Annotated in this window: 9 protein-coding genes; 6 read left to right on the top strand and 3 right to left on the bottom strand. The window is 55.6% G+C overall.

Annotated elements, in window-relative coordinates; translation table 11 throughout:
* The first annotated feature begins 7 nt into the window (after positions 1 to 7).
* Positions 8 to 1003 (top strand): DUF2891 domain-containing protein, encoded by a 996-nt coding sequence (locus tag ACTJJA_RS06815; RefSeq protein ID WP_440666995.1) that lies wholly within the window; start codon positions 8 to 10, stop codon positions 1001 to 1003.
* A 79-nt stretch (positions 1004 to 1082) separates the two neighbouring features.
* Here ACTJJA_RS06815 and ACTJJA_RS06810 read toward each other — a convergent pair whose 3' ends face one another.
* Positions 1083 to 2468: an MFS transporter gene (locus tag ACTJJA_RS06810; protein WP_440666993.1), complete on the bottom strand. Its 1386-nt coding sequence runs from the start codon at positions 2466 to 2468 to the stop codon at positions 1083 to 1085.
* Between the two features lie 117 nt (positions 2469 to 2585).
* On the opposite strand from ACTJJA_RS06810, the gene ACTJJA_RS06805 reads away from it, so the two are divergent.
* Positions 2586 to 3491: a LysR family transcriptional regulator gene (locus ACTJJA_RS06805; RefSeq protein ID WP_440666991.1), complete on the top strand. Its 906-nt coding sequence runs from the start codon at positions 2586 to 2588 to the stop codon at positions 3489 to 3491.
* Between the two features lie 3 nt (positions 3492 to 3494).
* Here the strand turns inward: ACTJJA_RS06805 and ACTJJA_RS06800 are convergent, their stop codons facing one another.
* Both ACTJJA_RS06800 and ACTJJA_RS06795 read right to left on the bottom strand, forming a co-directional pair.
* The gene (locus tag ACTJJA_RS06800) at positions 3495 to 4952 is read right to left on the bottom strand and encodes a Cu(+)/Ag(+) sensor histidine kinase (RefSeq protein ID WP_440666990.1); all 1458 of its coding nucleotides are present in this window, start codon (positions 4950 to 4952) and stop codon (positions 3495 to 3497) included.
* Positions 4942 to 5625: a copper/silver response regulator transcription factor gene (locus ACTJJA_RS06795; RefSeq protein ID WP_440666988.1), complete on the bottom strand. Its 684-nt coding sequence runs from the start codon at positions 5623 to 5625 to the stop codon at positions 4942 to 4944. Before ACTJJA_RS06795 ends, ACTJJA_RS06800 begins: the two co-directional genes overlap by 11 nt.
* 190 nt (positions 5626 to 5815) lie before the next feature.
* On the opposite strand from ACTJJA_RS06795, the gene ACTJJA_RS06790 reads away from it, so the two are divergent.
* Genes ACTJJA_RS06790 through silA form a run of 4 tightly spaced genes read left to right on the top strand, consistent with a single transcriptional unit; the run spans position 5816 to position 11985 of the window.
* Positions 5816 to 7201 (top strand): efflux transporter outer membrane subunit, encoded by a 1386-nt coding sequence (locus ACTJJA_RS06790; RefSeq protein WP_440666986.1) that lies wholly within the window; start codon positions 5816 to 5818, stop codon positions 7199 to 7201.
* A gap of 29 nt (positions 7202 to 7230) precedes the next feature.
* Positions 7231 to 7572, top strand: coding sequence for a cation efflux system protein CusF (cusF, locus tag ACTJJA_RS06785; RefSeq protein ID WP_440666984.1), 342 nt, complete (start codon positions 7231 to 7233; stop codon positions 7570 to 7572).
* An 11-nt stretch (positions 7573 to 7583) separates the two neighbouring features.
* Positions 7584 to 8834: an efflux RND transporter periplasmic adaptor subunit gene (locus ACTJJA_RS06780; RefSeq protein WP_440666982.1), complete on the top strand. Its 1251-nt coding sequence runs from the start codon at positions 7584 to 7586 to the stop codon at positions 8832 to 8834.
* A 10-nt stretch (positions 8835 to 8844) separates the two neighbouring features.
* A complete protein-coding gene (gene silA / locus ACTJJA_RS06775; RefSeq protein WP_440666980.1) occupies positions 8845 to 11985 on the top strand; it encodes a Cu(+)/Ag(+) efflux RND transporter permease subunit SilA in 3141 nt (1046 codons plus the stop codon).
* The last annotated feature ends 25 nt before the right edge of the window (positions 11986 to 12010 follow it).

Here is a 12010-nt window from a genome sequence, read left to right as displayed (position 1 = left end):
AGCTGATATGGAATTAACGCAACATCAGGCAGACGCGTTTGCCCGCATGCCTTTGACCTATTTGCGCCAGGAATACCCGAACCACATCATGCACCTGCTGAATGATGATGGCGATGTTCTGCCGCCTCGCGAGCTGCACCCCATTTTCTACGGCTGTTTTGACTGGCACTCGGCGGTGCACGGCTACTGGCTGCTGCTGCGCTGCGTGCGCCTCTACCCTGAGCTACCGTGTCGGAATGAAATCGTCGCGCTTATCGACGAGCATCTGACCAACGAGAACGTGGCGAAAGAGCTGGCCTATTTCACCGCGCCGTTCCGCGCCTCGTTCGAACGTCCGTATGGCTACGGCTGGCTGCTGGCGCTGGCTCAGGAGTTGAAACAGTCGTCGCTGCCGCAGGCCGCAGTCTGGTACCAGACGCTTGAGCCGTTAACCCAGGATATTCGCAACCGGCTGGTGGATTATCTCAGCAAGCTCACCTATCCGATCCGCGTCGGGACGCACTACAACACAGCGTTTGCCCTCGCGCTGGGGCTGGATTACGCCCGCTCCGTAGAAGATATCGCGCTGGAGCAGGCAATTCTGACGGCGGCTGAGCGGTTTTATCTCGCGGATACGCGCTATCCTGCACACTACGAACCGGGCGGCGATGAGTATATTTCCGGCGCGCTGACCGAGGCGCTGCTGATGAGCAAGGTAACGGATAACTTCCCGGCATGGTTCGATAAATTCCTCCCTGATGTAGGGACTGTTGCGGCACTGATGAACCCGGCGGAGGTGAGCGACCGTACCGATCCGAAAATTGCCCATCTGGACGGGTTAAACCTCAGCCGCGCCTGGTGTATGAAACACATCGCAAAGGCGTTGCCGGAGAACCATCCGGGACAGCAGGCGCTGCGTGATGCCGTGGCGAAACACCTGACGGCAAGCGTCGAGCACGTGGTGGGCAGCCACTATAGCGGCGGGCACTGGCTGGCGAGCTTTGCGCTGCTGGCGCTGGAGTAAATAAACCAGTCGTCTTTTTTGCCGGGTGGCGCTGCGCTTACCCGGCCTACATTGTGCAAGCGTAGCGCCGCCGGGCGAATCAGGCTGATGCCCGAACCGCAGGGCGTAGTCGGCTCAGGCTAAACAACACCGACCCGGCCGAGGCTACCACCGCAGTCCACAGCGCAAAGTGAACGGCCTGGTCCGAGCCCGTCGTCGCGGCCAGCCAAACCCCTACCACGGCTGCACCCAGACACTGCCCGAACGTCCTGACGATGGACAATACCCCGGACGCATAGCTGGCATTCTCGCGCGCCACGTTAGCGAGCATTTCCCGATTATTGGGGCTCTGGAAGCAGCCAAACCCAATACCGCACACCAGACTGCGCAGGCAGATATCCCATGTGGGAGGGCTTGCCGGTAACGTCGCCAGCAGGATCAACCCAACGGCAAAAATCATCAGCCCGATGGTGGAAATCAGCGGCGCGGAAATCGTATCTGCCCAACGGCCCGCGTGCGGCGCGATGAGCACGATGCCAATCGGCCAGGGCGTGAACAGAAGGGCCGATTCCAGCGGGCTGTAGCCATACACGCTCTGAAACAGAAACGGCAGCGCGATAAAGGTGATGCCCTGGCTGACAAACGACGCAAGTGAGGTGAGTGCGGCGAGCGTAAAGCGACCGTTGCGGAAGATAACGGGGGGCAGCAAGGGACTTTGGATGCGGCGAATATGCCAGATGAACGCGGTGGCGCTGAGTAGGGCAATACCCGCCCAGAACGCCGCCTCATGGCTGACGTGCTGGAAACTGTTCGCGGTCATGATTGTCGAACCGAGCAGAATCGCCGAGAGTACAGCACCTGCGGTGTCAAAGGGCGTTTTACTGGAAGCCGAACCGCGCGGTAACGCCTTCCAGGCCAGCAGCAGTGCGACACTTCCCGGAATAATGTTAATTGCAAACAGCCATTCCCAGCGTAGCGCCTCCAGGATCGTGCCGCCCAGCACCGGCGCTATGGCCGTGCTGGCGGCAATCAGCAGGGCGTGCAGACCCAGAACGCGGCCAAGCAGTCGTCCAGGGAAAACGGAGCGCAGTATCGCCGGGGCGATGCTCAACGTGGCCGCCCCCCCTATGCCTTGCAAAACACGCATCCCGATCAGCATTTCGGGCGTCGTCGCCAGCGCGCAGCCTAGGGAGGTAAGCGTGAACGTCGCAAGACCCGCCAGAAACACCGGGCGATAGCCCATTCGCGCTGCCAGCGCCGCGAAGATAGCCAGCGTCATCGCCGCCGACAGCAGGTAACCGTTGGCAAACCATACAGCGACATTCGCAGAGACCTGCATCGCGCTTGCCATGGAGGGCAACGCAACGTTAATCATGGTGCCATCAAAGACCCCCATCAGCGTGGTGGTCATCAGCGCGACCATGACCCGGGCACGTTCATGTCCCGGTAATCCCTCATCGCCGGGCTGGTTTGAAAACAGCGTCATGATATTTACTCCAGAAAAGAATAGTGATGACGAAACTATAATCATGGGGTATACAAGGCGGAAGACGCAGCCTGTGCACTCATTCGTTGCGTATAACGCCTTATATGAGGAGATAACGTGACCGACCCTGATTTCAATTTGCTGGTTGCCCTCGACGTTTTGCTGGCTGAAGCCAGCGTAGCGGCTGCGGCGCGGCGTTTAAACCTGAGCACCTCCGCCATGAGCCGAACGCTGAGCAGGCTGCGTGAAGTCACCGGCGATCCGATTCTGGTTCGGGCCGGACGTCATATGGTGCTGACGCCCTGGGCAGAAGCCACCCGGGACCGGGCCAGAAACGCCGTGCACGAGGCGAGAGCGGTGCTCCAGCCCTCCACCGAGACGCTTAACGTCCAAAATCTGGCGCGACTTTTCACCATTCGGGCAAATGATGGCTTCGTGGTGGCCTTTGGTCCTGCCCTGATTGCCGCCGTTGCCGCGGTTGCCCCAGAGGTCTGCATACGCTTCGCACCGAAGCCTGAAAAAACGTCGCGGTACTTGCGCGAGGGGCTGGTTGACCTGGAAATTGGCGTACAGGGCAACATGGGACCGGAGATACGTTTGCAGCGGTTATTTCAGGACCGGTTTGTGGGGGCGGTACGCAAAGGACATCCGCTGGCCGCGCTGTCGGCAATCAGCATCAACGATTATGTGTCATGGGGCCATGTGGTCGCCTCGCCCGATGGTTCGTTACACGGCTTCGTCGATGACGTTCTGGCGGAACAGAGTATGAAACGTAAAGTGGCCAGCGTGGTGCCGGGCTTCCCGACGGCGTTATCCGTGGCGCTGGCGTCCGATCTCATTGCGATGGTTCCCGCACTGTATCTGCGCAATCAAACCATGACGGAAAATTTGCACGTCTTCGAACTGCCGTTTAAAGCCCGGACCATTACGGTTTCCCAGATGTGGCACCCGCGAATGGAGCAGGATCCGGGGCACCGCTGGTTGAGAGAGAAAGTGCGCGAAGTCTGTCAGGATGCGCAGTGAGCCTTAGCGCGATATCGCCTTTGGCACAGACAAGATAAACCGCGTCGAGCGAGCGTCCGATTCCACACGCACTTTTCCATGATGAGCAACCACAATGGATTTGACGATGGCAAGCCCGATCCCGCTGCCTTCGCCTTTACGTTGCCTGGACGGATCCACCCGATAGAAGCGGTCGAACAGTCTCGGCAAATGCGCTTCCGGGATGGGCGTGCCGGGGTTTTCAATCATCAGAACAAAATAGCTATCTTGTTCTGTGAGTGAGACGGTCACAGCCTGTCCTTCCGGCGTATAGCGCAGGGCATTGGATAACAGGTTATTGATTGCTCGCCTGAACATCTGGGGATCGCCTTCAACCAGGCAGGGCATCCCGTTGAATTTGAGCGTGATGTTGCGCTCTTCCGCCCAGGCTTCGAAGAAATCGAAAACTTTCATCACCTCTGCACGTAAATCAAACATGACCCGGTCAGGGATCAGCTGGTTATTATCCGCCTGGGCGAGAAACAGCATGTCGCTGACCATGCGGGTCATCCGGGTGTACTCTTCAAGGCTGGAATAGAGCACGTCTTCAAGCTCTTTCTGCGTCCGGTTCTGGCTTAGGGCAATCTCGCTTTGCGTCATCAGGTTGGTGATGGGGGTTCTGATTTCGTGCGCGATATCGGCAGAAAAATTGGCCTGACGGGTAAAGACATCCTCAATTTTTTCAATCATATGGTTGAACGAGATCACCAGCTGTTCCAGCTCAACAGGCACGCGGGACGGCTCCAGCCGCACATCCAGATTCTCAGAGGTGATATTTTTGATAGCGGTGCTGACGTTACGCAGGGGCAGGTGTCCCTGGCGAACCGCGATGCGGATGACAAGAATAATCAGCACGCTGATAACAGCAGCAATCGCGAGCAGATTCTTTTTTAGCGCATCGAGGTAGTGAAGATGAAAATTGATGGAAAGCCCGATAAGCATGACGTAGTTCTGCGTTTTTCCCTGAAATGCAGCCGTCCCAGAAGAGGCGATAATTCGGTAGGTTTCCATTTTCATTTCGGGGCCGGAATGCGCGGGCATGGACGGATCTTCTACCGTCCAGAGAAACACATCCTGCGCGCGGCGGTGTGTGCCAAAATCCGCCGTATTTACCGCAGGGCGTAATGCCGCGCCTTGCGCTGAACTGAACAGTTCATTCCCCTGAGGATCCAGAAGCAACACGGCGACGTTGCGGTAACTGGCAATCGACTCTTTGATTTTACTGACCTTTCGTTCATCGGGATCGGCCGGTGACTGCAGTATGCGGTGCATTGCGGTGCTGATTTGCTGCAGATCGCTAATATCCTGTTCGGCAAAATGCTTTTCAACCGAATGCAACATAAACCAGGTAAAAGCGAAAAAAGCGAGGATCGTAGAGAGGCTGATAAAAAACGTCAGCCTCAGGGCAAGAGAGAATGGACGCCTGGCGGGCTTATTGTGCATCCGGCGCCTCCAGCATATAACCGACGCCGCGGACGGTCTGGATCAGTTTTGGCTCATAATCATTATCTATTTTGGCGCGCAGGCGCTTAACCGCGACGTCGATGGCGTTGGTGTCGCTGTCAAAGTTCATGTCCCACACCTGCGAAGCAATCAGGGAGCGGGGCAGGACTTCGCCCTGATGCCGGATGAAAAACTCCAGCAGGCTGAACTCTTTGCTGGTTAACAGAATACGGTTTCCGGCGCGGGTGACCTTCCGGGAGATGAGATCGATCGTCAGGTCCGCCACGTTGAACTGGCTCTCGGCTATCGCCGTATTACCGCGCCTTAGCAGCGTTCTCACCCGAGCGAGAAGCTCAGCAAACGCGAAAGGTTTTACCAGGTAATCATCTGCACCCAGCTCAAGCCCCTTAACCCGGTGTTCAATCGTGCCGAGGGCCGTCAGTAGCAGTATCGGCATCCCTTTCCCGGCAGAACGCAGCATGCGGACGATATCCCAGCCGTTCACATCAGGCAGCATGATATCCAGAATCAGCAGATCATACCTGGCGGTCATGGCGAGATGATATCCGTTCAGGCCATTGTCAGCGTAATCCACCACAAAGCCCGCCTCCGTCAGCCCCTTGCTGAGGTATTCGCCTGTTTTAATCTCGTCTTCAACGATCAGTATTTTCATCTTGCTCCCCTGGCTGGCTGCTCGCGACATTCTATTGCGCCGAAGGCCGTAATCAACGGCTTACGCTAAAAATGACAACATTGTCATTATCCTGTCACCAGGCAAACAGGATGATTTCGTTAGAGTAACCCTGATAACACTCTGGACTTCATTGGAATCATTTACCAGGTCTGCCTGGACGAGAAGCGTTATGTTCACCTTAAAACGACTTAGCATCAGCACTATTTTCCTTCTTGCAGGCTGCGTTTCTCTGGCCCCTGAATACCAGCGACCCGCGGCACCGGTCCCACAGCAGTTTTCACTGTCTCGCAACGGTCTGATGCCCGCAGCGCAGAATTATCAGGACAGCGGGTGGCGCAACTTTTTTGCCGATCCGCAGGTGACAAGGCTGATCGCCGAGGCCCTGAGCAACAATCGCGATTTGCGCATGGCGGCCCTGAAGGTGGAAGAGGCCCGGGCGCAGTTTAACATCACGGATGCAGACCGCTATCCGCAGTTGAATGCGTCGTCAGGTATTACTTACAGCGGCGGGCTGAAAAGTGACAAGCCGACATCACAAGAGTATGACGCGGGCCTTGAGCTTAGCTACGAACTCGATTTTTTCGGCAAGCTCAGGAACATGAGTGAGGCAGACAGACAAAACTTTTTTGCCAGCGAAGAAGCCCGCCGGGCGGTACATATTCTGCTTGTCTCCAGCGTGTCGCAGAGTTATTTCAGCCAGCAGCTGGCCTACAAACAGCTGCGTATTGCGCGCGAGACGCTGAAAAATTATCAACAGTCTTATGCTTTTGTAGAGCAGCAGCTGGTGACGGGCAGCACGAATGTCCTCGCGCTGGAGCAGGCTCGTGGACAAATCGAAAGCACCCGCGCGGAGATTGCCAAAAGAGAGGGCGAGCTGGCGCAGGCCAATAATGCCCTGCAGCGAGTGCTGGGCACGTATCGCGTGCTCCCGGCAGAAAACGGTGCGAGCGATAGCGCTCTGACACCCGTAAAGTTGCCGCCCAATCTGTCATCAGACATTCTGCTTCAGCGCCCGGATATCATGGAGGCGGAGTATCAGCTGAAAGCGGCTGATGCCAATATTGGCGCTGCGCGAGCCGCTTTTTTCCCCTCCATTTCGCTGACCAGTGGACTTTCAACAAGCAGTACGGCGTTATCCAGCCTATTCACACCGGCGAGCGGAATGTGGAATTTTATTCCTAAAATCGACATTCCGATTTTCAATGCCGGAAGGAATAACGCCAACCTGAAGCTGGCTGAAATTCGCCAGCAGCAGTCGGTTGTGAATTACGAACAAAAAATTCAGGCTGCATTTAAAGACGTTGCGGATGCGCTCGCCCTGCGTGAAAGCATTAGCAAGCAAAATGATGCGCAGAAGCGTTATCTGGATTCACTGCAAATTACCCTTCAGCGCGCCAGAGGATTATATGCCAGCGGCGCGGTGAGCTATATCGAAGTGCTTGATGCTGAACGCTCCCTTTTCGCCACACAGCAAACTCTACTCGACCTGACCAATTCCAGACAGGTGAATGAAATTAATCTCTACACCGCACTGGGTGGCGGCTGGGTTGAATAACTTATTTATCATTTAACAGGACAATGAATATGCGTAATTCCATTAAAGCCGTTGTATTTGGTGCTCTCTCTGTGATGTTTTCTGCTGGCCTTCAGGCTGAAGTTCATCAGCATAGTGAAATGGCTGCTGCCAGCGACGCCGCTTCAGAGCAGGTAATCGAAGGAACTGGCATTGTGAAGGACATTGATCTCACCAATAAGAAAATCACCATTTCTCATGATGCTATCCCGGCGGTGGGTTGGCCCGCGATGACCATGCGCTTCACCTTTACCCAGGCTGACGAGAGTATTACGGCGTTAAAAGTGGGTAGCCAGGTTAATTTTTCGTTTGTGCAGCAGGGCAATATCTCTTTACTGAAGAGCATTAAATAGCGAGAAACGGCATGGCGTCTTTTAAAATAAAATATGCTGCAATGATTATTTCCAGCCTCATCGCAGGCGGGCTGATTTCAGTGACGGCCTGGCAGATGATGCATTCAGTGGATAAAACAGAAAAGACAGTACCCGAGCGAAAGGTACTTTTCTGGTATGACCCGATGAAACCAGACGTTAAATTTGATAAACCCGGTAAATCGCCTTTTATGGATATGGACCTGGTGCCGAAATATGCGGATGAAGACGACGAGAAAAGCAGCGCCGGTATTCGTATTGATCCGACACAGGTTCAGAATCTGGGATTAAAAACGCAAAAAGTCACGCGAGGGAAGCTGAATTATTCCCAGACCATCCCGGCCAACGTCAGCTATAACGACTATCAGTTTGTCATTGTGCAGGCGCGCGCTGAAGGTTTCGTTGAGAAGGTGTACCCGCTGACAACGGGCGACCATGTGAAGAAAGGCACACCGCTGATTGATATCACGATCCCGGACTGGGTCGAAGCGCAGAGTGAGTTTTTGCTGTTATCCGGCACCGGCGGAACGCCTACCCAGATTAAAGGGGTGCTTGAGCGGCTGCGGCTGGCAGGCATGCCAGACGATGATATACAAAGGCTGCGCGCAAGCCGAACGATTCAGACCCGATTTACCATTAAAGCCCCCATCGACGGGGTGATCACCGCGTTTGACCTGCGCACCGGAATGAATATTTCAAAAGATAAAGTGGTGGCACAGATTCAGGGGATGGACCCCGTCTGGATCAGCGCAGCCATCCCTGAGTCCATCGCGTATCTCCTGAAAGACACGTCGCAGTTTGCTGTTTCCGTACCGGCTTATCCGGACACATCGTTCCCGGTTGAAAAATGGAACCTTCTGCCGAGCGTGGACCCGGCCACTCGCACGCTGCAGGTGCGCCTGCAGGTTTCCAATAAAGATGAACGTCTGAAACCGGGTATGAACGCTTATCTGAAACTGAATACCCAAAGCCAGGACATGCTGCTGATCCCGTCTCAGGCCGTTATCGATACCGGCAAGGAACAGCGCGTGATTACGGTCGATGCGGAGGGGCGTTTTGTGCCGAAACCGATCCACGTGCTGCACGAATCTCAGCAACAGTCCGGTATTGGCTCAGGCCTGAATGAAGGGGAGTCGGTGGTGGTCAGCGGTCTGTTCCTGATTGACTCTGAGGCCAATATTACCGGTGCGCTGGAGCGCATGCGGCATCCTGCAAAACCTGACGACGCGCATGCTGGTCACTAAGGAGACGACGATGATTGAATGGATTATCCGGCGGTCAGTCGCCAATCGTTTTCTGGTGATGATGGGGGCGCTGTTTCTTAGCGTCTGGGGAACCTGGACCATCATCAACACGCCGGTCGATGCCTTGCCCGATCTGTCTGATGTTCAGGTGATTATTAAAACCAGCTATCCCGGCCAGGCTCCGCAGATTGTTGAAAACCAGGTAACGTATCCGCTCACCACCACCATGCTGTCGGTGCCGGGCGCAAAGACCGTGCGCGGGTTTTCTCAGTTTGGTGATTCCTACGTGTATGTCATTTTTGAAGACGGGACAGATCTCTACTGGGCCAGGTCACGCGTGCTGGAGTATCTGAATCAGGTGCAGGGTAAACTGCCCGCAGGGGTGAGCGCTGAAATCGGGCCTGATGCCACGGGCGTGGGCTGGATATTTGAGTATGCGCTGGTCGATCGCAGCGGAAAACACGATCTCGCGGAACTGCGATCTCTTCAGGACTGGTTCCTCAAATTTGAACTGAAAACCATTCCGAACGTGGCCGAGGTGGCGTCGGTCGGTGGCGTGGTGAAGCAGTACCAGATTCAGGTCGATCCGTTAAAACTGGCCCAGTACGGCGTAAGCCTGCCTGAGGTTAAGCAGGCCCTTGAATCGTCCAACCAGGAAGCAGGGGGCTCATCCATTGAAATCGCGGAAGCGGAGTATATGGTTCGCGCCAGCGGTTATCTCCAGACCCTCGATGACTTCAATAATATCGTCCTGAAAACCGGGGAAAACGGGGTACCCATTTATCTCCGTGATGTTGCTCGCGTGCAGACGGGGCCGGAAATGCGACGCGGTATAGCCGAACTAAACGGGCAGGGGGAAGTCGCCGGGGGCGTCGTGATCCTGCGTTCGGGCAAAAATGCGCGTGAGGTCATTACTGCGGTGAAGGATAAACTGGAGACGCTGAAAGCCAGTCTGCCGGAAGGCGTTGAGATTGTGACCACCTACGATCGCAGCCAGCTAATCGACCGGGCAATCGACAACCTGAGTTCAAAGCTGCTTGAAGAGTTTATCGTGGTGGCTATTGTCTGCGCCCTGTTCCTCTGGCACGTCCGCTCTGCGCTGGTCGCCATCATTTCTCTGCCGCTCGGCCTGTGCATTGCCTTTATCGTCATGCACGCCCAGGGGCTGAACGCCAATATTATGTCGCTGGGTGGGATCGCCATCGCCGTCGGCGCAATGGTGGATGCCGCCATTGTGATGATTGAAAATGCGCATAAACGGCTCGAGGAGTGGGATCATCAGCATCCCGGGGAGCAGATTGATAACGCCACCCGCTGGCAGGTGATCACCAACGCCTCAGTGGAGGTTGGCCCCGCGCTGTTTATCAGCCTGCTGATCATCACCTTATCCTTCATTCCGATTTTTACCCTTGAAGGGCAGGAAGGGCGGCTGTTTGGTCCGCTGGCCTTCACGAAAACGTACGCCATGGCGGGGGCGGCCGCGCTGGCTATCATCGTCATTCCGATTCTGATGGGGTTCTGGATCCGGGGAAAAATCCCCGCTGAGAACAGTAACCCGCTGAACCGGCTGTTGATCGGAGCCTATCATCCGCTGCTGCTTAAGGTGCTTCGCTGGCCAAAAACCACCCTGCTGGTTGCGGCGTTATCCATCTTCACGGTTATCTGGCCTTTAAGTCAGGTGGGCGGTGAGTTTCTGCCGAAGATCAATGAGGGCGATCTGCTGTATATGCCGTCGACCCTGCCGGGCGTCTCTCCGGCAGAAGCGGCGGCGCTATTACAGACCACGGACAAGTTAATCAAAACCGTCCCGGAGGTGGCTTCCGTGTTTGGTAAGACGGGTAAGGCTGAAACCGCAACAGATTCCGCGCCGCTTGAAATGGTTGAAACGACCATTCAGCTCAAGCCGGAAGACCAGTGGCGGCCGGGCATGACGATTGACAAGATTATCGATGAACTGGATCAGACGGTTCGTTTGCCGGGGCTTGCCAATCTCTGGGTGCCGCCCATCCGTAACCGCATTGATATGCTCTCAACCGGGATCAAAAGTCCGATAGGGATCAAGGTGTCGGGTACCGTTTTGTCGGATATCGACGCAACGGCGCAGAACATTGAGGCGGTAGCCAAAACCGTGCCGGGCGTGGTCTCAGCACTGGCTGAGCGTCTGGAAGGGGGGCGCTACGTTGATGTGGATATCAACCGTGAAAAAGCCTCCCGCTACGGCATGACGGTGGGCGATGTGCAACTCTTCGTCTCCTCCTCCATCGGTGGCGCGACGGTAGGGGAAACGGTTGAAGGCGTGGCCCGGTATCCGATCAATATCCGCTATCCGCAGGATTACCGGAACAGCCCGCAGGCGCTGAAGGAGATGCCGATCCTTACGCCGATGAAGCAGCAAATCACCCTTGGCGATGTGGCAGAGATTAACGTCGTTTCCGGTCCAACCATGTTGAAAACGGAAAATGCCCGTCCCGCCAGCTGGATTTACATTGATGCGCGGGGCAGGGATATGGTGTCGGTGGTAAACGACATTAAGACAGCCATCAGCCAGAAGGTCAAACTGAGGCCGGGGACCAGCGTGTCATTCTCTGGACAGTTTGAATTACTCGAGCATGCCAATAAAAAACTGAAGCTGATGGTACCGATGACGGTGATGATCATTTTCATTCTGTTATATCTGGCCTTCCGTCGCATGGATGAAGCCTTACTGATTCTGATGAGCCTGCCGTTCGCACTGGTTGGAGGGATATGGTTCCTGTACTGGCAGGGCTTCCATATGTCTGTCGCAACCGGAACCGGGTTTATCGCCCTGGCCGGGGTGGCGGCAGAGTTTGGGGTGGTCATGCTGATGTATCTGCGTCAGGCCATTGAAGCGCATCCGGCGCTGTCCCAGCGCGAAACGTTCACCGAACAGGGGCTTGATGACGCCCTCTATCATGGCGCCGTTCTACGCGTGCGGCCAAAGGCCATGACCGTAGCAGTGATCATTGCGGGTCTGCTGCCGATTCTCTGGGGAACCGGTGCCGGATCAGAGGTCATGAGCCGGATAGCGGCACCGATGATTGGCGGGATGATCACGGCGCCGCTGTTGTCGCTGTTTATTATTCCCGCGGCGTACAAGCTGATCTGGTTGCGCAGGCATAAAAAGCCATAAAAAAACCTGCCAGCGATGGCGGGGT

This window comes from Enterobacter sp. 22452, from assembly GCF_052045065.1.
GTDB classification, from domain to species: domain Bacteria; phylum Pseudomonadota; class Gammaproteobacteria; order Enterobacterales; family Enterobacteriaceae; genus Enterobacter; species Enterobacter mori.
The sequence above is the reverse complement of the archived record's forward strand: the minus strand, read 5'-3'. Positions and strand labels throughout refer to the sequence as shown.